This is a genomic window from Echinicola strongylocentroti (assembly GCF_003260975.1).
GTDB lineage: Bacteria > Bacteroidota > Bacteroidia > Cytophagales > Cyclobacteriaceae > Echinicola > Echinicola strongylocentroti.
In genome coordinates this window covers 4,487,741-4,508,547 of sequence record NZ_CP030041.1, presented here as the reverse complement: position 1 = coordinate 4,508,547, position 20,807 = coordinate 4,487,741, and the positions used below count along the sequence as shown (strand labels likewise).

At 43.4% G+C, this 20,807-nt stretch carries 15 protein-coding genes; 11 read left to right on the top strand and 4 right to left on the bottom strand.

From position 1 onward, the window contains the following. Positions 1-41 precede the first annotated feature (41 nt). Complete coding sequence (gene tamL, locus DN752_RS17510) at positions 42-2,345, bottom strand: translocation and assembly module lipoprotein TamL (protein ID WP_112785154.1); 2,304 nt, start codon at positions 2,343-2,345, stop codon at positions 42-44. After that, positions 2,342-7,396, bottom strand: coding sequence for a translocation/assembly module TamB domain-containing protein (locus DN752_RS17505; protein ID WP_112785153.1), 5,055 nt, complete (start codon positions 7,394-7,396; stop codon positions 2,342-2,344). Before DN752_RS17505 ends, tamL begins: the two co-directional genes overlap by 4 nt. A 291-nt stretch (positions 7,397-7,687) precedes the next feature. Here DN752_RS17505 and miaB point away from each other — a divergent pair, with 291 nt between their 5' ends. From miaB to DN752_RS17475, 6 genes are all read left to right on the top strand, one after another. Continuing rightward, positions 7,688-9,148 carry a tRNA (N6-isopentenyl adenosine(37)-C2)-methylthiotransferase MiaB gene (miaB, locus tag DN752_RS17500; RefSeq protein WP_112785152.1) on the top strand — a complete coding sequence of 487 codons (1,461 nt, stop codon included), beginning with the start codon at positions 7,688-7,690 and terminating at the stop codon, positions 9,146-9,148. A 21-nt stretch (positions 9,149-9,169) separates the two neighbouring features. Then, complete coding sequence (locus tag DN752_RS17495) at positions 9,170-10,471, top strand: sigma-54 interaction domain-containing protein (RefSeq protein ID WP_112785151.1); 1,302 nt, start codon at positions 9,170-9,172, stop codon at positions 10,469-10,471. Further along, positions 10,464-11,000 (top strand): LPS assembly lipoprotein LptE, encoded by a 537-nt coding sequence (gene lptE / locus DN752_RS17490; protein ID WP_112785150.1) that lies wholly within the window; start codon positions 10,464-10,466, stop codon positions 10,998-11,000. The genes DN752_RS17495 and lptE overlap by 8 nt, the downstream gene beginning before the upstream one ends. A gap of 39 nt (positions 11,001-11,039) precedes the next feature. Then, positions 11,040-11,897: a hypothetical protein gene (locus DN752_RS17485; RefSeq protein ID WP_112785149.1), complete on the top strand. Its 858-nt coding sequence runs from the start codon at positions 11,040-11,042 to the stop codon at positions 11,895-11,897. A 12-nt stretch (positions 11,898-11,909) separates the two neighbouring features. Continuing rightward, positions 11,910-12,284 carry a preprotein translocase subunit SecG gene (gene secG / locus DN752_RS17480; RefSeq protein WP_112785148.1) on the top strand — a complete coding sequence of 125 codons (375 nt, stop codon included), beginning with the start codon at positions 11,910-11,912 and terminating at the stop codon, positions 12,282-12,284. A gap of 172 nt (positions 12,285-12,456) precedes the next feature. Then, positions 12,457-13,428, top strand: a complete 972-nt coding sequence (locus tag DN752_RS17475; protein WP_112785147.1) for a sterol desaturase family protein — start codon at positions 12,457-12,459, stop codon at positions 13,426-13,428. A 1,087-nt stretch (positions 13,429-14,515) separates the two neighbouring features. On the opposite strand, the gene DN752_RS17470 is transcribed toward DN752_RS17475, so the two are convergent. After that, on the bottom strand, positions 14,516-15,223 hold the full coding sequence (locus tag DN752_RS17470) for a hypothetical protein (RefSeq protein ID WP_112785146.1): 708 nt from the start codon (positions 15,221-15,223) through the stop codon (positions 14,516-14,518). Between the two features lie 219 nt (positions 15,224-15,442). Between DN752_RS17470 and DN752_RS17465 the strand changes: the two genes are divergently transcribed. The 4 genes from DN752_RS17465 to corA all read left to right on the top strand — a co-directional run bounded on the left by DN752_RS17465 (position 15,443) and on the right by corA (position 19,436). Next, positions 15,443-15,721 carry a co-chaperone GroES gene (locus DN752_RS17465; protein ID WP_015266171.1) on the top strand — a complete coding sequence of 93 codons (279 nt, stop codon included), beginning with the start codon at positions 15,443-15,445 and terminating at the stop codon, positions 15,719-15,721. Between the two features lie 52 nt (positions 15,722-15,773). After that, complete coding sequence (gene groL / locus DN752_RS17460; RefSeq protein ID WP_112785145.1) at positions 15,774-17,408, top strand: chaperonin GroEL; 1,635 nt, start codon at positions 15,774-15,776, stop codon at positions 17,406-17,408. Between the two features lie 596 nt (positions 17,409-18,004). Then, positions 18,005-18,430: a response regulator gene (locus tag DN752_RS17455; RefSeq protein ID WP_317048501.1), complete on the top strand. Its 426-nt coding sequence runs from the start codon at positions 18,005-18,007 to the stop codon at positions 18,428-18,430. Further along, the gene (gene corA, locus DN752_RS17450; protein ID WP_112785144.1) at positions 18,414-19,436 is read left to right on the top strand and encodes a magnesium/cobalt transporter CorA; all 1,023 of its coding nucleotides are present in this window, start codon (positions 18,414-18,416) and stop codon (positions 19,434-19,436) included. The genes DN752_RS17455 and corA overlap by 17 nt, the downstream gene beginning before the upstream one ends. On the opposite strand, the gene gloA2 is transcribed toward corA, so the two are convergent. After that, positions 19,433-19,822: an SMU1112c/YaeR family gloxylase I-like metalloprotein gene (gene gloA2 / locus DN752_RS17445; protein WP_112785143.1), complete on the bottom strand. Its 390-nt coding sequence runs from the start codon at positions 19,820-19,822 to the stop codon at positions 19,433-19,435. The two genes, corA and gloA2, sit on opposite strands and share 4 nt — an antisense overlap. Positions 19,823-20,070: 248 nt before the next feature. Between gloA2 and DN752_RS17440 the strand changes: the two genes are divergently transcribed. Continuing rightward, the gene (locus DN752_RS17440) at positions 20,071-20,787 is read left to right on the top strand and encodes a DUF6089 family protein (RefSeq protein ID WP_394337161.1); all 717 of its coding nucleotides are present in this window, start codon (positions 20,071-20,073) and stop codon (positions 20,785-20,787) included. Positions 20,788-20,807: the final 20 nt, after the last annotated feature.

The window sequence follows — 20,807 nt, the reverse complement described above, 5'->3', positions numbered from 1 at the left end:
CATCAATTTTACGATCAAGCAATTCTACAATCTTCCCCTATCTAGAACGGATAGCCAATTGCAAAATTAAAGATAAAGTTTTCCCTTCTCCAATCACGGTCAAATGGCTTGAACTCTTTTTGCCACCTTTCTCCTTCAGGTAACCAAGGTTTTCGTAATGGAGATGCAAAATCAAATCTGATCACGAAAAACTCAATATCTATCCGCAGGCCAACCCCTGCCCCTACTCCCAATTCACTAAACCAAGAGCCTGTAAATTGACCGCCGGGCAATGCTTCATTTTCATTCATCAGCCAGACATTACCTGCATCCACAAACAAAGCCCCCTTCAAATACGGGACAAGAGGAAAACGGTACTCTATATTTCCTTCTAGCCTGATATCCCCGGTCTGTTCAAAATAGGATTGGTTATTGATAGAATCCGGCCTATATGATCCCGGCCCTAGTGAGCGTATCCGAAAAGCCCTTACACTATTCGGCCCACCTGCCGAATACTGCTTAATGTAGGGAAGGGAAATGGAGTTACCATAAGGCACACCCACACCACCAAAAACCCTGGTAGCAAGGATTTCATCCTCTCCCAGCTTAAAGTGGTACCTAAAATCCAAATCACCACGTACATATTGCGCATATTCCATCCCAAATATTTTATTGGGCTCCTCCACGGTACTCTTTCCATCAAAAGCCCCTATCAGATTTCCTGCCATGTCTAAAGAAAAGCCCGTAAAAATCTTGTGCGTCCTAAAATCATCCCCTAATTGGTTATAATTAAAGGTGTAATTCAGTCCAGCAATAAACTGCTGTTCAAAACTTTTGGCCAGAAAAGGGTTATCGTCCAATATCTGCTGAAAATCGGGTGTCACATCCGATAAGCTTACCACACTCAAGCTGATCGGGTTGATCTCATGATATACAAACCTGTTGGCATTCCAATAGTAACCATAGCTTGTAGAGACATTATTGAGACGGTAAAGGCCAATCCTATTGATAGACTGTACTCCAAGGCTGATTTTGGTTTTGGGCACCGAATACCTGAACCGGTCTTGGATTTGGGACGGAAAGATAACCCGTGGAAAAATCAGGTCCCCGCTCAGGCCTATGTCATATGTACTCAAGCCTGTCCTATCCCCACCAGCAATCTGTGTTTCATAACCAAAACTTGCCGATATGTTCATTGTTTCGCCGCCTTTGAACAAGTTCCTATTGCGATAAGTCAATAAAATAGAAGGGCCGATAAAGTTATTCGATTTAGAAAGTCCCTGTAATTCTGCCCTTACTGACCTTTTCTTCAAAGGCGAAAGATAGATATTAGCATCTAATTTCCCTTCATCGTCCATTCCAACAGAATCGACTTCATCATACCGCAAGTTGACATACCTGTAGTTCCCAATTGACGAAAGCCTATTGGATGTAAACCTCGACTCCTCAGAGCTGTACCGCTGTCCTTCTTTGATCAGAATGTACTTTTCCAGTAAGTCTGGTCTGAAAGTAACCACATCTTGGATAAAATCTATATTCTCCACCACTGTGGTATCCTGTTCTTTGGTGTTTTCCTCCACCGAATAATTGGGGTACACATGAATCTCATTGATCGAATAAGGGACTACGGCCTGATTGGGCACTCCAGACTTAAGGCGCAAAAACAAGTCAAACTTCCGATCATCATAATTATTGGTATCTGCTTCGAAAATCAGGTAATCAGCATTGAAGTTATAGTAGCCCTTTAGCTTCAATTCGTCATTTATCCGCGTCCGTTCATCCTTGAATGCCTGTAACTCAAACCTTGTACCCTCCACAAGCTTGGTATCCTTTAAGATTGCGGCCATTTCCTTCTGGATGCTTAATGTATCCCCTTCTAACTTCAGCTCATTCAGCAAGTATGGCCTACTGACGTCTACGACATAGGCCATCCCCAAGAACTTTCCCTTCCCGGTAGTTTCACTGCTCGAAGTCGCGTAAAAAAAACCATTGTTTTCTAATCTGTTCAACAACAGCTCTTCCGTCTTTGAGGGATCTACCTGACTGAAGTAGACAGGCTCCTGACCAAATTTCTTGTTCATAAACCGATTGATAAATCCCGGCTTTTCCTGTGTCCCTTTATAATGGGCCCAAAGCCCCACCCGCATTCCCAAAAACTTGCTATTTGCTTCCGGACGGATCATTTCCTGTAGCCTGTCTTGAATAACTCCCAGTGTTTTTTCGTTGACATTCTCCTTGTCTTCTGTGGTAATCTCTAGCTCGGCACCAGTATATAATTGCTCTCCCTCCGGAATGTACTTTGCCACCCCACAAGAACTTAGCATTGCTAAAAAAAACACTGACCAATATAACGTTGCTATCCTCATTCTATATCCGCTTGGTTTTCACTTTCCGGAGCACTGTTTTTACTACCTTCTTCTTGGTTCTCTTGCTGTATCCGCTCATCAGTCTTCCAAAAATTCTTGAATTTGTTGAACTCCCGATTGAGAATAAAAGCGATTCCGGTGACGATCACCTGACCGTCAATGATACTTTCAAATTCATTTTTTCTAAATCCCCGCAGACGGTAGCGTCCACTTTCTGTAAGTAAATATTCGATATTGACATTCCCGAATACGGCCCCGTCATTTTGAGTATCCTGACTGGAGCTCTCCAGCTCCATCTCGCTACCTACTTGCACGATCAATCGATCATCAAAAAGTCGTTTTTGGGCGCTCACACTGAGCTGTGTCTGACCGCCTTGGTAGCCTTCATAACTATCCAGATCAAAATTCAGCTCAAAGCCAGAATTCCCCAACACATTACTGGAAAGCGCATTTAGCTGACTGGAAAGCATTTGACTGACACTGGACCTTGCCAGACCAGCGGTACCTCCACCTGTACCATCTCCGCCAGTAGTGGGCATAAATTTCTGCAGCACCAATAATGAAAACACCTGTCTATTCAGCTCTCCCTCTTCCTCGTTGACTTGCTGAATCCTAGTATAGACATTCCCGCCTAAAGCTCCTTGCTCATCTTCCGGCATATCCAGCTGGAAAAATATCTGAGGCCTGAGCAATTCCCCTTCTACATTCAAATAAACGATAAACGGTAATCGCTCTTGGTATTGGTTGGACACTTCGGAGCTCACACCGGAAATCTGGGTCGCCATTAGGTCACTGGCGGAGGTCTTGACATCATAAGAAGCGGTAATGTCCAAGTTGGCATCCATAGGATCCCCTTTCCATGTAATCGTACTTCCTTCGACAATATTAAACTTCCTGGACACTAAACTGTAAAGGCTCATTTCATAGTGTCCCTTAGATAGTTCATAGATCCCTGACAGGTTCATCTTTCCATTTGGTTCAATAATAAGGTTCAGGTCAGCATCACCAGCTATCATGAGGTTATCACCAGATCGCTCATCTACTATCACCCTAAACACGGCATTAGGATCCACTGCTAGCACAGCCTCTACTTCCATCCCTGTAAATACCGCTTCGGAATTTTCCATCTCCCTTTTGGTAAGGATATCGTTGGGATTGTCCCTATCTACGATCAGCACCACGCCTTCTCTTTCTACCACCTCCAGTTGTGTTTCGGGAATCACAAAAGTCAGGTCTGTACCTTCGTTCACCTTAAGGTTGGCATTGACGACCGGAAGATTCATATCACCCGTGATTTTGACATCAGCATTGAGGTTGGCTTTACCATAAAAAAGGTCGTTATCTTCGCGAGTGGAATTAAGGACTTGAAAATTTTGAGCGGTAAGCTGCAGGTCAAAATTAGGGTTGGTCATGTCTTCCGTCCCAACCTCTCCATCCAGCGTGAAGCTGTTACCATCAGCATCCTTAAAACTATATTGGTCAAAGTACAGCCCACTGTCATCCAACCGTAGCGGCTGGGTGGGCAAGGTAAATTTGGAATTCAACATTTTGACCAATAGAGAAGCTGAATCAAAACTAAACTCCCCCTCATATTCGGGAGCGGTGGTAGTTCCACTTAAGGCCAGGTTTCCCTTAAGACTACCTGTTGATTCACCAAACTGCTCGGGCATCAGATTTTCCAGGAGCTTTAGCTGCAATTGATTCAAATCCAACTGGAGATCCAAATTAGCCCCTTCTTCACTCGCCATATAATCCCCTACAATATCCAAGTCAATTCCCTTGTCCTTTAGGGCCAAATCAAAATCGTATGATTTGGTATCGACTGACTTCGCCTTTAGCGCCAAATTGCCCAGTTGGACATCCATGGTCTTCATGTCCGTAATGTCCATATCGGCCACGATCCCCATGGCACCAAACGGGTTTTGTACAACAAAATCCCCATTCAGTTGGCCGCCCAGCAGAAGGTGATCAGGGTTGAGCAGGCCCATTACCGTACCGAGTCTGAAATTGTCAAATGTCACCCCTACCTGTTCTGCTACATCTTGATTAATACTGTTGCTGAAAGTAAGTTTTTGTCCTTCGTAAGAAAAGTTAAAATCCCTAAAGTGTAATGACTCAGGAGCATAAGAAACGCTATTGGAAGCAGGTACTTCCCATTGTTGTCTATTCAGCACCAAGCCCTCTGGCTCCACATGAAGGTGCATGGTATCTCCCTTATAATCCACCCTGGAATCCACATAATACAACTGCTCTTCCTCGTCGTATGATTCAAAGTTCAAATAAAGGTTTTGCTGTCTGAACTCCCCGCTAAAAGACGTCCTTCCCATGGCCAGTGGAGACGCTCGGAGATCCTTAAAACCTACTTCAAACCTCATTTCAGTACCATCACCATCCACATCCACTTGCAGGCTATCCAGCATCATCTCGTTATACTGGATATGGGGCATGTTGATATCGGCTTGTAATGTGTGGTGCTGTTCCTTGAAATTGACACGAATATCCACAGAATCCAGCTTCTCAAGGCCTTCCACAAATACTTGATCAAGCACTGGTGCCCGTTTAAATGCCAACTGTAAATCAAGGTTTACGGGTTTCCTCATGGCTGTGTCCATCGCTACACTGTCCATCTGAACAGAATCTGCCAAATATCCCTCAAAGTGCCGCTCCATCCCTGCTGCAATGTGTGCAGGTGAGGCATTGGAATGCAAAAAACCATCCAACATTAAGCTGCTGATATCCATGCTGGTACTATCGGGACGTACCGCTGCCTGAATATCCAAATTGCCCAGAGGGTAAGACCGTTTATCATACACGACCAAGCCATCACTTATTTTGGTCGTAACATCAAAGTTTTCCGGATTTCCTCGGAAATCCACCAAAAGCTTCATCCGTGCACGAATATCTTTAGCGGTCAATCCCAAAGCCCTCAAATTGGCTCCCTTTAGATCCAAATCAGCTGTATACCTTGAATTAAGAGAGTCCAGCAATAGGCCTATTTTTAAGTTCGCATCCAAGTTTTCGTCTGTAAATGCGGTATTTACCTCTCCTTCACCGTCCTTAAGCTTCCCGTCCAATACCAAACCTGAAAGATCATAATCATTATACGACAACTCTTCAAATGAACTGGTCAAGGTGGCGTCAAGTTTCTCCAAGCTACTTCCACTTCCAGCAGCTTCAATGTCAAAACTCAACGTACCCAGCCCCTGTCCAGGCAATATTTTCTCCATCAAAAGCTCTTTCCCGCTTAACTTGGCATCAAACAACAGCTGCTCTTTGTCCATGTATTTGGCATCTGCGAAAAGATCTCCGTCCGAAGTCTCTACAGCAGCCTCGGCCACCAAATCATCCAGCATTCCCCTTACGGAGCTGTTCAGTACAATATCATCAGGAAAACGTACTCCGAGAGCCTTCTCATCCAAAAAGCCCCGCAAGTCATCTCTTGTGGTATGGAAATGGACTTCCTCTAAGTCCATCTGGAGTTTATCGGGATCCATTGCCTGCGTTAGGGCTCCATTAACAGACACCTGTGTGGTTTTGCCCCAATTCAGTTGAGTTTTATCGATCTTCATATTGGCCATACTGCCATGTATTTTTACTTGACCAGTAAGGTTCTTTTTATTCGCCTCTCTGAAAAGGGTGTCTTTACCTAATTCCGGCACAAAATACAAAGCGTCTTTTCCATTGAGCGTTATACTGGGCAGTTTCACCTCAAAGGCAGCCTTCTCTGGATTGTTGATCAGTTCATCCATAGAACCATATTTCAGAAGCAAATCCCCGTTCAAAGCGCTATTACCAGTAGCAACGTCCAGCCCCGCCAATGTCACACCTGTATCTGTCACCTCCGCTTTGAACACAAAATCCCTGAGCTGAAAGCCACTTCCTTCTTTAAAGTCAAAACGGTCCAGAGACAGTCCTGCTCCACCGTCTTTTAGATAAAGCTGCGAAGCCAGCAGATGAAAATCGGACAGCGAAATGGCCTCTGGATTAAAAGCCCCTGGAGTCACTTGTTGGTTTCCAATTGTCACATCGAAGGCATTCCTCTCCAAGCCAATAGTGTTCACATCCACTGTCCAGCCTGGCCACTGAAATGGCGCCGTCTCTGAAGGACTGGCAGGGGCCGGAGGAGCATTGGACGATGCTGCGGGAAGGTTTATCGCCATATTAGAATCTTTCAATCCCAAGGTTTTCAGATGAATCTTTTGGGCTGTAAGATCTGCTTCCGGGAGTACCACCAGCAAGCTCCCCAAATCCACTTCTGCTTCCATATCATCTGGGATCGAAGAATAATCAGCCTGCACATTCTCCACCAAAAAACGGTCAACTATCACTACAGGCATCGCAGCAGCAGACGTGGTGTCTTCTTCCGCTGAAGGAAAAGGCTTCGTCTGTTTATAGCTGGCAGAGGTATTTCTAAATTGAAGGTCGCGAATGTAAAAAGCCATCTTATTCAGGTCAATCCGCTCCATGTCCAAGTGGATTTCCCCTAAATTGATCTTGGAGTCTATCCCCATCACGCCATCTTGATAGGTGATATGGAAATCTTTTAAATCCACTGGCCCTAAATCCACCTCTGGCATTCCGGAGGTCGCTTGGGCAGTATCCGGCTCGGCAGTGGCCGTACTATCACCGGAAGCAAATGCCTCCATCAAAAAATCAAAATTAAATTTACCGCTTTCCTCATCACGCATCACATTGGCCGTAAGCTGATCCCATTCCAGTTTGGTCACGTGGATGGCTCCATCTTGGATCAGTGGCCATACCTCCACTCCTGTTTCCAGTTTCCCAGAATATACCAGCGTGTCACCTTTTTGGTCTTCTAGATAAAGTCCTTCCAAAAATAAATTTCCCGAAAAGGTAACATAGAGCTTTTTAATACCAATTGCAGTATTGGTTTTCCCCTTTACATAGCTGACGGCCTTGCCCACAATGATATCTTGTCCCCAAGGACTCCGGATAAAAAGCAACGCACCCACAATGATTACCAGCAATACCAATAGTATCACCTTAAATACCTTGAAAAATTTATAAAGTACCTTTTTTAGTTTATTCAATTGTATCTGTTTAGTTCTCTTAGTAAAGATAATAAGTAAAAGTCTACTTTGATGAAAAATGTTTTCGTGTTATTGGCAAAAACAACTTGTCGTGAAGGATAAACCAATTTTCATGCTAAACCAAGTGTATTCATAAAAAATTCACGTTAAACCACGGGACATCAACCCTTTCCATAATACTCATCTATCCAATTTCTAAATCCACCAACTTAAAAAAGATTAACGAGCAAACCCCTGTCATTTTGTCGGTATTTTATTAATTTCGCATCTCAAATTGATTGAAAGTGAGTTATGGAGAACATTATCAAGGATATCGACATCCTTCCTGCAGAAGAGGCGCAGGCATGTGAGTTTAAGACCACTGAAGATGAGAACACAGGAAAGCAAAAGAAACTCTATATAGAGAGTTATGGCTGTCAGATGAATTTTTCTGATAGTGAGATCGTCGCATCCATTATGAAGGAGAATGGTTTTGATACCACTTCCAACTTCGAACAAGCGGATGTCATTTTCCTAAACACCTGCTCCATTCGTGAAAAAGCAGAACTGACCGTCCGCAAGCGGCTTACACAGTTCAATACCATAAAAAGAGAAAAGCCGGAACTGACCATTGGCGTCTTGGGCTGTATGGCAGAAAGGCTAAAAGACAAGCTGCTAGAAGAGGAAAAGCTCGTTGATGTGGTGGTGGGACCTGATGCATACAGGGATTTGCCCAATCTGGTAAAAGTAGCCGAAGAAGGCGACAAGGGTGTCAACACCTTCCTATCACGTGAAGAAACTTACGCGGACATTTCACCAGTAAGGCTGAACACCAACGGCGTCAGTGCATTTATATCCATTATGAGGGGCTGCGACAATATGTGCTCTTTCTGTGTGGTACCCTTCACACGTGGCAGGGAACGAAGCAGGGGGCCCCACTCCATTGTAAAGGAAGCACAAGAGCTTTTCGACAAAGGCTATAAAGAGGTCACCCTCCTTGGCCAAAACGTGGACAGCTACAAATGGTCCCCTGAAGAAAACAACAAAGCACGCCTCAATAAGCAAGAAGAGGAAGTCAGTGAGGTCATTAACTTTGCCAACCTTCTGGAAATGGTGGCCAAAGTGAACCCCAAACTTCGGGTTAGGTTTTCTACTTCCCACCCAAAAGACATTACGGATGAGGTACTGTACACCATGAAAAAGTACGATAATATCTGTAAATACATCCATCTTCCCGTCCAGAGCGGCAATAGCCGTATACTGGACTTAATGAACAGGACCTACGACCGTGAGTGGTACCTCGAAAGAGTGTCCAAGATCCGTGAGATCCTGGGACAGGAATGTGGTATCTCGTCCGATATGATCGCAGGTTTCTGCTCAGAAACCGAAGAAGAGCACCAAGAAACATTGAGTCTAATGGATATCGTGAAGTACGATTTTTCATATATGTTCTTCTATTCGGAGCGTCCTGGCACCCTTGCTGCCAAAAAGTTTGAAGATGACATTCCCTTGAAAACCAAAAAACGTAGGCTTCAAGAAATCATCACCAAACAGTCCCAGCATTCCCTGGAAAGACATAAACTTGATCTTGGACAAACCCAAGAGGTACTGGTAGAAGGCACCTCCAAGCGTTCTGAAGATCAACTAAAAGGAAGAAATTCTGCCAATAAGGTGGTTATTTTCCCGAAAGGAAATCATCAAAAAGGAGATTATGTCCGTGTCAAAATCGTAGACTGCACTGCTGCTACATTATTTGGCGAAGTAATATCCTGATCCACCTAAGCTCTTAGATATATGATAACAGACGCGGAAGTACTTTCTATAAAACAGCGTTTTGGAATAATCGGCAATAGCCCTTTGCTCAATCATGCCATTCGTGTGGCCATGCAGGCCTCCCCTACGGACATGACTGTGCTGATCACTGGGGAAAGTGGAAGCGGGAAAGAATCTTTTTCCAAAATCATCCATTCGCTCAGCACGAGGAAGCATGGAAAATTCATTGCCATTAACTGTGGAGCCATTCCTGAAGGCACTATAGATTCGGAATTATTTGGTCACGAAAAAGGCTCTTTTACGGGTGCGCATGAAGCAAGAAAGGGCTATTTCGAAGTCACTGATGGAGGGTCTATCTTTCTAGACGAAATCGGTGAAATGCCACTAGGCACCCAGGCACGCCTGCTCAGGGTCCTCGAAAATGGTGAATTCATCAAAGTGGGGTCTTCCAAAGTACAAAAAACAGACGTGCGGGTCATTGCTGCCACTAACGTCAACCTCATTCAGGCAGTAGAAAAAGGCAAATTCAGAGAAGACCTCTATTACCGGCTCAACACGGTACCGATCTTTGTCCCTCCCCTGAGGGAAAGAGGTGAAGACATCATCCTGCTGTTTCGTAAATTCACAACTGATTTCAGTGAAAAATATAGCGTAAAACCCATTTCGCTGGATGGAGAAGCAAAAGAGTTACTCAAAAAATTTCCCTTCAAAGGAAACATCAGGCAGCTAAAAAACCTTGCAGAGCAGATTTCACTACTGGAAGAGCAGAGGGAAGTCGACGCCATTACCCTGACAAAATATTTACCTTCTGCCGAGTCCAACCTACCAGCTCCCTACACCGGAGGAGGAAAGGAAGGGGAATCATCTTCTGATTTTTCGGAAAGAGAAATCCTCTACAAAGTACTCTTTGACATGAAAAAAGACATGACAGAGCTGAAAAAACTGGTGCTCGACACCTATCAGTCTGGTGGGATCAACCAAAACATCATCAAAAAGCACCATTCGCTTTTTGATGACATGGAAACTTCCGTGTCTTTTGACGACACTCCTTCCAAGGAATCCAGTTCTTCTTCGATGCCCATTGTTCTGGAATCCGGCAAACTATCCAGTCAACGTACTCATACCGAAGAATATGAAGACGAGATAGAAGACATTATCCATGAAGAGGATGATAACTCGCTCTCTATTGAGAAGAAAGAAAAAGAACTGATCATCAAAGCCCTCCGAAAGCACAACAATAAACGAAAGTATGCTGCTCAGGACTTAGGTATTTCAGAACGCACCCTCTATCGTAAAATCAAACAATATGATATCAATGAGTAAATCGAAGCTCATGCTTTCTATGGTGCTATGTCCACTGATGCTGCTATGGGGCTGCAAAGTGGAGTACAGTTTTACCGGTACCAACTTGGACTATAATGTAACCCAGACCTTTTCTGTGGCCAATTTCTTCAATGACTCCGGTGGAGGCCCTGCCAATATGGGACAGAACTTCACAGAATCAATGAAGGATTATTTTCAGCGAAACACGCAATTGGAGCTGGTGCAGACCAACGGTGACCTGCAGTTTGAAGGGGCCATTACCCGATACTCCCTTACCCCCCAAGCTACCGTCTCTTCTACTGATCCTAACCAACCTGACAGATCGGGACAAATGCGCCTGACCATTGCCGTGGAAGTCAACTACATCAACCTAGGCGATGAAGAACAGGACAGCAAAAAGACCTATTCCTTTTACCAAGACTACGACCCGAGAAGTACCTCGGTATTGGCCATAGAAACTGACCTGATCGATACCATATTTGAAAACATCATTCAGGATATTTTCACCTCTACTGTTGCAAATTGGTAATTTTCTTTAAATTAGATCAATAACCAAAAAATCTGACTCGTGAATGCAGCTAAGCTATTAGATATCGTAAAAAGAAGCAACTCCCTGAACAAGGAAGATTTCAGGGCACTGCTGAAGCTCCATGAGACCTTTCCCTATTTTTTGGTACCCAAAGTGTTGGCAGCCAAATACGAGCGGAAAGTTTCTGATGGCAAATCCCAGGAACTTCTGCATTGGGCAGCGGTGCAAAGTCCTGACCGATCTTGGCTTAAATCGCTGATCGAAGAAGAAATCCATTTTGTACAGCTACCAGAACAAAATACCCAAGGCACCAAGGAACAATCAAAAACTACCAAAAACCTACAACCGAAACCTACTGCCGACACGGAAAAGCCCACTCCACAAGAACAGCAAACATCACCCAAACCCCAAGTAACAGACAGGGCTGAAGTCCTCAAAAAACTGGAAGAAAACCTCAATAAACTGAGGCACAACGAGCCAGATCAAAAAACTACCGATGACCAAAAGAACATCGAAAAAAACAAGACGACAGCTAAAAAGAAAACCACTAGAAGAAAGTCGACCAACAATAACGACCTGATCGAAACGATCAAGAAAAAAGACAAAAAGGCCATTAAAGATACCAAAAAGCAAGAACAAATGGATATCATCAAGGCCTTCAGCAAAAAGGAGATCAAATTGGCTGCCATAAAAGAGATAGAAGATACTGGTAAAAACACCGATCTCTCCGTGCAAAGCACCCAACTATCGGACAAGCTACTTTCGGAATCCTATGCCAAACTACTGACCAAACAAGGCAAAAAAGAAAAGGCCATAGATATTTATCAGAAATTAAGCTTGAAGTTTCCGAATAAAAAGGCTTATTTTGCGAACTTAATAAAAGAATTAAAAGATTAACTTCACAAGCATATGTTTACTTTACTAATCAGCATCATCATTGTTTTGGCAGTTATCTTGGTATTGGTGATCCTAGGCCAAGATTCAAAAGGTGGTGTTGGCGCTGCTTTTGGTGGCGGGGCTTCCCAGATCATGGGCGTTACCAAAACCGGTAATATCCTCGAAAAAGCTACTTGGGTATTGGCCATTTCTCTACTTATCCTTTCCTTGGGCACTTCAGCTTTTTTGGAAAACAACGGCGGAGGATCCACTGAATTTTCTTCCCCTAATATCGAAAGTGCCAAAGAGCAGATGGTCGCTCCATCTTTCGGCGAAGAAGAAAGCATCCTTCCTTCAGAAGATGGAAACACAGAAGAATTATCTGTACCTGCAGACAGTGCACAATAATCGAAGTTAAGCCATACTATTCACAAAGCCCGGTCATTGATCGGGCTTTTTTATTGTGGCATTATGATTGTGCTAATATATGTTAATAACGTATTGAACATTTGTTAAAACGCTATTTTAGCATTATCTTTTAGTTTATTCCAAAATTTTAATCACTATTAACATCAATTTTATGTTTGAGAACTATAAGACCCTTGAGGATATAGGCGCTACAGAATGGCCAAACATTATCCTCTGGGCAGCTCCAGTAATGTTTGCACTGGTTTTCGCAGAATGGGGATTGAGTATATACAAAAACAGGGACAGCTATGACGGCAAAGATTTCTTAGCCGCCTCTTCCATCGGGCTGATCAATGTAGGCATCAGTGCGCTGATCAAAGTAGCATTGTTTACCGCCGTCCTGTTCTTCTGGAACATTGTTCCTTGGAAAATCCCACCTACTTGGTGGTCCTTTATTCCATGCTTTATCGCCATTGACTTTGCCCGGTATTGGGCACACCGTGTGGCGCACGAGCAACGTTTCTGGTGGGCCACACACGTGACGCACCACAACAGTGAAAAATACAATTTCTCGGTTTCTTTCCGACTGAGCTGGACACAACATATCAAATTCATCTTCTTTATCCCTGTAGTAATGATCGGGTTTGACCCATTCGTGTTCTTCATCTGTCATCAGATTGCTGTATTGTACCAGTTTTGGATCCATACGGAATATATTAAAAAGCTTCCTGCGCCGATCGAATACATCTTCACCACCCCGTCCCACCACCGTGTGCACCACGCCAGTGACGAACATTACCTGGACAAAAACTACGGATCTACACTGATCATCTGGGACAGGATATTCGGAACCTTTATGGCAGAAGCCGAGCGACCAAATTATGGCATCACCAAACCCGTGAACAGCTATAACCCTGTCACGCTGGTATTCCATGAGTGGAATGATATCGTAAAAGACCTCAAGCAAGCCGAAAATAAGCAGGAAGCATTCAAAATCCTCTTTGGCAAACCCGGTGATGAAGTGATCAAAAACCGCGAATTGAAGAGAAAGGAACGAGCAGAGAATGTTCAGCAAGTGAACTCTGCACCGCCAGCTCCCATCCTGACGGAAAAGGAGCCCTCACTTCTCCAAAAAGAAAATTAACCCCTTAAGCCCGGCAATCGCCGGGCTTTTTTTAGGCCTTCCCGTCAACCTCTTCAGCAGGATTGGCATTACCCGTGTATTTTAAGCGGATTCCAAGACATCGAAAAAAGTAATCTTAAGTAGCTAACTTATTAGACAACCACATTAGGCACATAGGGCACAACACATAGGGCACAATAAGAAAAATTCGGTAATCAATATAGCCTGTACTTTTAAACGGGATTTTACACCAGCTGGTAGAAAGTAGCCAGAGCCTTATAAACGAGTTTTATTATAAACCTCAGTTCGATTATAAAACTGTTTCCGTACAGTGGTCGGAACATGCTCTGCGAGGCTTAGGAGGAGACTTGAGGGGTGGAAGCCGTGGCAGTCTTAGTATTTGGGGATTGCCATACTCTTTTCCAACCCACATCCTCCTAAAAAGGGCCTGCCTGGGCAGACAGGTTCGCAATGAATGACGTTTCTTATATTAAAATTAAGTCGAGCTCAGGTTATAAATAAAACGCCTTTTAGTCTTATGGCTGAAGGCCTGAATCACATTAACCCGAGGCAAGGCCTTGGGGAATGTGTCCAAAAACATCCCCCGCATGCAGGCTGAAAGCCTAGTTCAATATTTCCTTCTAGCCATAGCACATTCAACGATATAAAAGCCTTCCGAAGTTATATAAAACCATGCATTAGCCTACCTATTTCGACCTGATCCTCCGCTACGGACAAAATCTGCCGCTTTGCTTGAGTTTTCGGTTCTATCTGGCAGCTAGACCATAGCCGTCAGGCTAACGTCTGTAAGTTGCTGAATACTTACATTCATATTGGTGTCTGTGCTACCCACAAATGGACTAGGGGAATTGCAAATCCCCGTTATCTCGGTTCTAGATTACAAATCCCGAACAGCTAAACCCATGTATCTGTGGCAGTTGGTGCACCGATATCCGCTTAAACTGACGGCTATGGGCAGCTAGACGGGATAACCGTAGCGGTGCTATACTAATACCTCAAAACTAACTGATTTCACTTTCAGCTCTTCCCGACACTAGTAGGGAAAGACTACTACGACTCCTAATGCATAAATTGGATTTGACCCTCATCAAGCAATCATCCTAAGGAGCATCCGTTTGCTCACGGGCAGTAAACTTTCCTCCAGTGGCACCGCATTACTGCTGTGCACTCTCCAAGTAGCGGGATTGGGCAACTGCTGATTGGACCGGATCAGTCCCAGCTTGATCTGTTCATAGGTATGGGCAAGGGTCCTGGTCTCTTTTCTGAGAAAGGAAAAGGCTATTCCACGATACTTTTCAAAGCTGTTTTCGAACAGCTTTACTTGGTAGCCATAAATAAAGACATCTGCTGATTTTTCCAGGGTAATGAATACATAGCCCTCTCGTTGGTAAAGCGGAGACAAGCCCACTGGTTCCACTTCCAGGTTTTCTTCGATAAAATCATAAATACTTTTCCCTTGGTCGATTTTGCTCCTGAATGTTGGAATGGAAAATGCAATAATTTCGTCCAAGGCCTGCATTATTTCCCCCTCGTCTGCCACGTTTTCTTTATGCAGCCTGATGTTTTTATAGTCTATCCCCACCACTCTTTTAGGGAATGAATCACGCAACCCATCCTTATGTTGCTCCAGCTCTTTTAATCTTTTATAATGTTTGATAAGGTCAGCCAAGGGAGGGTAAAGCTTGACCTCTCCAAAATGCCGCTCCACCTCCTCCAGGTAAGCAAGCAACAGGTATTTTTTATATTCAAAATCGATCCACCCTTCCGCAATCCAATTTTCTGAGAGATTTTTCATAGACATCTATTTTACTAGAATTTAACGAAAAACTGACAAACATGACAATCGCCAACGCAAAATTGTCATGAACAGTCCTTGGTTATTTTAGGCAATGCCAAAAAAACAGCCTGTTTCAAGACTTTATGTCATGCAAAATGCGCTAAAATCCATTGGCACAAGAAATGATAGAGTAGCATCAGGAATAAAAGAACCAAACTTTATAAAATCAATACTATTATGTCAAAAGTGAACATCACACCACTTGCAGACAGAGTTCTAGTAGAACCTGCTGCTGCTGAAGAAAAAACAGCTTCTGGACTTTACATCCCTGACACTGCCAAAGAGAAACCCCAAAAAGGTACTGTCGTAGCTGTTGGCAATGGTAAAAAAGATGAACCACTTACTGTTAAAGTGGGAGACACTGTATTGTACGGCAAGTATGCCGGTACAGAACTTTCAGTAGAAGGGGCTGATTATTTGATCATGAGAGAATCGGATATTTTTGCGATTCTTTAATCACTCACTTTAATCGTTTATTTAAACAAGAAAATCTAAAAAGTAACTAAAAATGGCAAAGGAACTATTTTTCGATACCGATGCAAGAGAGCGGCTTAAAAAAGGCGTGGATGCTCTTGCTGAAGCAGTAAAAGTAACATTAGGACCAAAAGGTCGTAACGTAATCATCGACAAGAAATTCGGTGCACCTACGATCACAAAAGATGGTGTTTCTGTAGCAAAAGAAATCGAACTGGAAGAGCCTATCGAAAACATGGGCGCCCAGCTCGTGAAAGAAGTAGCTTCCAAAACTGCTGACAACGCAGGTGACGGTACTACCACCGCTACTGTCTTGACCCAGTCCATCTTCAATGTAGGTATCAAAAACGTAGCAGCTGGTGCTAACCCAATGGATCTTAAGAGGGGCATTGACAAGGCTGTAGCTGCTGTGGTAGCTGAGCTAAAAGCTACTTCTAAGCCGATCTCCACTTCCAAAGAAATCGCCCAAGTGGGTACTATTTCTGCCAATAACGATGAGGAAATCGGTAACATGATCGCTGATGCGATGGACAAAGTAGGCAAAGACGGTGTAATCACCGTAGAAGAAGCAAAAGGTACTGAAACCGAAGTAAGGACTGTAGAAGGTATGCAGTTTGACAGAGGTTATCTTTCTCCTTACTTCACTACCAACACGGAGAAAATGGAAGCTGAATTGGAGAATCCATACATTCTTATCTACGATAAGAAAATCTCTTCCATGAAAGAATTGCTTCCAGTACTTGAGCCAGTAGCACAGTCTGGAAAGCCGCTTTTGATCATTGCTGAAGATGTGGATGGCGAAGCCCTTGCTACCTTGGTAGTGAACAAAATAAGAGGCGCCCTGAAAGTAGCCGCTGTAAAAGCACCAGGATTCGGCGACAGAAGAAAAGCCATGCTGGAAGATATCGCCATCCTTACAGGTGGTACAGTGATCTCCGAAGAGAGAGGTTACAAACTAGAAAATGCTTCTATCGAATACCTAGGCACTGCCGAGAAGGTAAATATCGACAAAGACAACACCACTATCGTAAACGGAGCTGGTGACAAAGAGTCCATCGAAGCAAGAATCTCTGAAATCAAAACACAAATCGAGAAGTCTACTTCTGAGTATGATAAAGAGAAACTTCAAGAGAGACTTGCCAAACTTTCTGGTGGTGTAGCTATCCTATACATCGGAGCTGCTACCGAAGTAGAAATGAAGGAGAAGAAAGACCGTGTAGATGATGCCCTTCACGCTACCAGAGCTGCTGTACAAGAAGGTGTAGTAGTCGGCGGTGGAGTAGCCCTGATCAGAACAGCCTCTGCTCTAGAGGGACTAAAAGGTGAAAATGACGACCAAGATACTGGTATCAACATCATCAGACAAGCCATCGAATCTCCACTAAGAGCCATCGTGGCCAATGCAGGCGCTGAAGGATCAGTGGTCATCAACAAGATCAAAGAAGGCACTGGAAACTACGGTTATAACGCAAGAACAGACAAGTTTGAAGACCTGTTCGAAGCTGGGGTAATCGACCCAACCAAAGTAACCAGACTAGCACTTGAAAACGCAGCTTCTATCGCAGCCCTACTACTCACGACTGAGTGTGTCGTAGCTGATGTGAAAGAAGAAGGCGGTGGCACTCCTGCACCCCCTATGGGAGGTGGCGGAATGGGCGGCATGATGTAAGCCCAGCCATCATAGGATTTCCTGAAAGAGGGCACTTAATGTGCCCTCTTTTTTTTGTTTACAAACCGACCAAAGCTATAGACCTCAGATCAAGCAATCTATTCCCAAAAAGAAAAAGAGTACATTAAATCCGAAATATGCATTAGCTTACCTGTTACGGCTTGAAGCTATCTCTAAATCAGTCGCTTCGCTGCTGTTCTAGATTCTATCTGTCCGCTAGGCCATAGCCATTAGGCTAACGTCTGTAAGTTGCTGAAAATCTATTTTTTTTATTGATGTCTGTGCTCTCCACAATGGACTAGGGGGATCTCAAATCCCCATTATCTCGGTTGGAGATTGCAAATCCCGAGCAGCTAAGCTCTTGTATTGTGGCAGTTGGGGTGCTGACAGCAGCTTAAACTGACGGCTATGGGCCGCTAAGCAGGTTCCCCATCCGCTGCGGCGGATGCCTCAACCTCCAAACAACCTGATTTTCTTGCATTTTCAAACCTTTCCGATAGCTATCGTGACAGGCGATGACGATTCATAATACATAAACCGGGTTAAAAATTTTTATAAACTTAAAATATATCCGTAACTTACTTTCCATAGGAAAAATGGAACTTATTAATTTTAAGACACGATTGATGCTCGCATTCGATTCAATTGTTTTAATAGATGACGACCCAATCAACAATCTGATTAACAAAAGGTTACTCAACCGACTCAACTTGTGTAATGAGATTGCTGAGTTCCTTGAAGCAGAAAATGCACTGAAGGAGATCAAACGATTGGACAGCGACAAAAGACTACTTATCTTTCTGGATATCAATATGCCCATTATGAATGGCTGGGATTTCCTGAAGAAATACGAACAGATATGTTCGCATCGCGATGATATTATTCTTATGCTCTCCAGCTCCATTGACTATCAAGACCGAAAGAAATCAAGGATGTTCAAGCCCGTCAAAGGCTTCATTGAAAAGCCATTGACCAATCAAAAACTATTTGAAATATTACCGGAATATGTCAAAAACGAATGACCCATCCCGTAAGCCCTCTTCGTTGCCCCTCTTGGAACTATATTCCTTTGGAGAGCAACATTTCGAAAAACACCTCATCCATCGTTTAGAAGACCTAAAATCTTTTCTTGAGAAAAAGGAGCTTAAATTTTGGCTTAATGTACCCTCCATAGACGATCATCAGCTCATCCAAGATATTGCCGCAATTTTCTCCATTCACCCACTCGTCATAGAAGACCTCACCACCACTTCGCAGCGTCCCAAAATAGAAGAATTCGAAGACCACATCTTCGTCGTTCTTAAAATGCTTTATTCCAAAAACAGCTTGGCAGAAATACAAGATGAACAAGTAAGTATTCTTTTTGGAAATAATTACATTCTATCCTTTCAGGAAACTCCTCAAGACATTTTTGACAACGTCCGTATAAGGCTAGAAAGCCCAAAGGCAAAAATGCGCAAATTGGGGACTGACTATTTCACTTATGCCTTAGTGGACGCTATCGTCGACGAATATTATGGAATACTGGAACTGGTCAGTGACGCAGTAGAAAAATGTGATGATATGATCATGAAAAACAAATCCAATGTAAATCTAAACACGATTCACCACCAGCGCAAGATTGTCAGAAAAATCAGGAACAATATCTGGCCTATCCGTGAGCTGATCTCTGTCTGGAAAAAATCCGAACATCCCCTCATCAAGCGTAAAAATATCACGTATATCAACGATATATATGAGCATTCTATTGAAATCCTGGAAGGACTGGAACTCCAAAGGGAAACCATGAGCAGCTTGGCAGAACTCTATATGACCCAGCTTAGCATCAAGCAAAATGAGGTCATGAAAACACTTACCGTTATCTCTACTATTTTCATCCCGTTGACCTTCATAGCTGGCATTTACGGTATGAACTTTAAGGTTATGCCAGAATTGGAATGGAAATATAGCTACCCTGTCCTGTGGCTGGTCTTCATCTTCATTACCTACTTGATGATTCGTTACTTTAAACGTAAAAAATGGTTCTAACACTCATAAATCTCAATGGGCAACCCATCGGGATCTGAGAAGAAAGCAAATTTCTTACCTGTGTTTTCATCTGTCCTCATCGGTTCCACCTCCACTCCTTTGGCCGCTAATTCCTGCACTGCTAGCTTCAAATCCCCCACCGAAAAGGCCAAATGACGTAAACCACAAGCCTCAGGTCGGCTTAACCTAGACGGTGGATCGGGAAAGGAAAACAATTCTACCACATAAGTACCATTCAAGCTAAGATCAAGCTTATAGGACATTCGCTCCTTTCGATAAGTTTCCTTGACTACTTTCAGCCCCAATACTTCAGTATAAAACTTTTTGGATGTCTGGTAATCAGAACAAATAATGGCAATATGATGAATTCCCTTGATTGTCTCCATAGCTAATATTAAATAGGTAAAGCAACTCTTTTTATGAAGGTACAACAATATGCGAATTGAGATAAAAAAAAAGCCATGCTAAACTCCAATGTGCCCCTTTTTACCTTTGTGACTTTTATTTACAAAAACCAACAGCCTCTTCTATAATCCAATTTTCATATCCAGCTTGGTATAAATCTTGCAAGATTAAAAATTTACGCTAAAATTTGTTAACTTTCAGAATAATTACAAAGTTCAAAAATATGCATGTGAAAAGCTTTATTTTATTTATAACAATCGTATCGCTTTCTTTAGGTGCGCTTTCCGCACAGGGTTTTTATAAAGAACGGATCCCTAGGATCTACACCCTTTCTTTCGGAGTAGGACCTGCATCAATGTACTCTGATAATGGCGGTCCCTATAGACAGTTGGATTTTCCCATATTTGCCTCATTTACCTTATCGGCTTCCAAGAAAATCAACCGGAGAATGAACCTTCGCTTGTCGACCGGCTACCAACACGTAAGTAGCAATGTTGAATATGTAGCTGAAAGGGCTTATGAATGGGGAGATGAAAACAAAGCCTACGCCTTTTCAGGCGATGCTTTCTACCTGGACTTTATGCCTGAGTTCTACTTCCTTCCCTTCGACACGCATATCGAACGTTTTAGGGTCAATGGATACGCCGGAATAGGGGTGGGCGTAATTACTATCCCCCAAAAACAAGCATATGCTAAAACTGATCAGGTCACTATCATAGAAACTTCCCCTTCTGCCTTATATGTCCCCATTAGACTAGGTGGCACAGTAGCCTGGGGAGCCAATTGGGATGTCGGGTTCGAAGCTAGTCTTTTTACAACTTTTTCTGATGACCTTGACGGAAATGCGGGAAGCAACAGAACCAATGACATGCTACTCCAAGGACAGTTCTTTGTAAAACGTTATCTTTCTCCTTTTCCTTTTTGGGAGAAATGGTTCGAAAAATAACTTTTCTTGCGCATGCTCAG

Bases quoted from the DNA above. Each gene is read 5' to 3' on its own strand.
- tamL (WP_112785154.1), bottom strand. From the start codon at position 2,345: ATGAGGATAGCAACGTTATATTGGTCAGTGTTTTTTTTAGCAATGCTA.
- miaB (WP_112785152.1), top strand. From the start codon at position 7,688: ATGGAGAACATTATCAAGGATATCGACATCCTTCCTGCAGAAGAGGCG.
- DN752_RS17495 (WP_112785151.1), top strand. From the start codon at position 9,170: ATGATAACAGACGCGGAAGTACTTTCTATAAAACAGCGTTTTGGAATA.
- lptE (WP_112785150.1), top strand. From the start codon at position 10,464: ATGAGTAAATCGAAGCTCATGCTTTCTATGGTGCTATGTCCACTGATG.
- secG (WP_112785148.1), top strand. From the start codon at position 11,910: ATGTTTACTTTACTAATCAGCATCATCATTGTTTTGGCAGTTATCTTG.
- DN752_RS17475 (WP_112785147.1), top strand. From the start codon at position 12,457: ATGTTTGAGAACTATAAGACCCTTGAGGATATAGGCGCTACAGAATGG.
- DN752_RS17470 (WP_112785146.1), bottom strand. From the start codon at position 15,223: ATGAAAAATCTCTCAGAAAATTGGATTGCGGAAGGGTGGATCGATTTT.
- DN752_RS17465 (WP_015266171.1), top strand. From the start codon at position 15,443: ATGTCAAAAGTGAACATCACACCACTTGCAGACAGAGTTCTAGTAGAA.
- groL (WP_112785145.1), top strand. From the start codon at position 15,774: ATGGCAAAGGAACTATTTTTCGATACCGATGCAAGAGAGCGGCTTAAA.
- DN752_RS17455 (WP_317048501.1), top strand. From the start codon at position 18,005: ATGGAACTTATTAATTTTAAGACACGATTGATGCTCGCATTCGATTCA.
- corA (WP_112785144.1), top strand. From the start codon at position 18,414: ATGTCAAAAACGAATGACCCATCCCGTAAGCCCTCTTCGTTGCCCCTC.
- gloA2 (WP_112785143.1), bottom strand. From the start codon at position 19,822: ATGGAGACAATCAAGGGAATTCATCATATTGCCATTATTTGTTCTGAT.